Below are 1,002 nucleotides of genomic sequence, written 5' to 3'. Positions count from 1 at the left end.
CCTTGTACTCAGTGTCCGGGTTGTAGACCTCGTCTCGATAGACGAACATGATGATGTCCGCGTCCTGCTCGATCGCGCCGGACTCCCGCAAGTCTGCGTTCACAGGGCGCTTGTTGGGCCGCTGCTCACACTGGCGGGACAACTGCGATAGCGCGATGACGGGGCAATTGAACTCTTTGGCCAACCCCTTCAATGCCCGGGAGATCTCCGCGACCTCCTGAGTGCGGTTCCCCTCGTAGCCTGGGCAGCGCATCAGCTGCAGGTAATCAACCATGATTGCCGCCGGCGGACCGTACTTACGGGCACCACGCCGAGCCTTCGCTCGTAGCGATGTCGGCGTAAGGTTCGCGGAATCGTCGATCGCCAAACGGTCCTGCATACCCTGAAAGACACCAACGGCTGCCGTCAGCTTCGGCCAGTCTTCATCCTGAAGCTTGCCCCGCAGCAGCGCCTTCAGGTCGATACGCCCCAGCTGGGCGAGGAATCGGAACTGCAACGCCCTTGCCGGCATTTCCATGCTGTAGATCTGGATCGACTTCCCGGGAGAAGCGTCAAGGATCGGCTTGGCCCAGTTCATCACCAGGGACGTCTTGCCCATCGAGGGACGCGCCGCGACGATGATCAGATCTGCAGGCTGCAGGCCGCCAGTCATTGCATCCAGATCGGGCAGGCCAGTAGGAACACCCGTCACCTCCGTTTCGGAGTTGAAGTTGCTATCGATCTCGTCGATGACGGCGCTCAGGACTTCGCCCATGTCGGCAAAGTCCTGGTCGCGTTCATCCTGGCTGAGACCGAACAGGGCGCGCTCCGCTTCTTCATGAACCAAGGCTACGTCGGCCCCAGGCTCGTAGGCCTGCCGGCTCATCTCGAAGCCGATGGAGATCAAGCGGCGCAGATGGGCTCGCTCAGAAACGATCTTGGCGTAGTGAACGATGTTCGCGACCGAGGGAGTATTTTTGGCGAGCTCGGCCACGTAGGCCAGGCCTCCCCAGCCAGACCGCC

1 protein-coding gene is annotated in these 1,002 nt (G+C 61.4%); it reads right to left on the bottom strand.

The features are described 5' to 3' along the window. Window positions 1-973: replicative DNA helicase (locus ACZ6ZQ_RS38670; protein WP_469773214.1), on the bottom strand; the 973-nt coding region annotated here is incomplete at its 3' end. Window positions 974-1,002 lie beyond the last annotated feature (29 nt).

The sequence above is a fragment of the Streptomyces sp. NPDC053673 genome, from assembly GCF_055585225.1.
The sequence above is the reverse complement of the archived record's forward strand: the minus strand, read 5'-3'. Positions and strand labels throughout refer to the sequence as shown.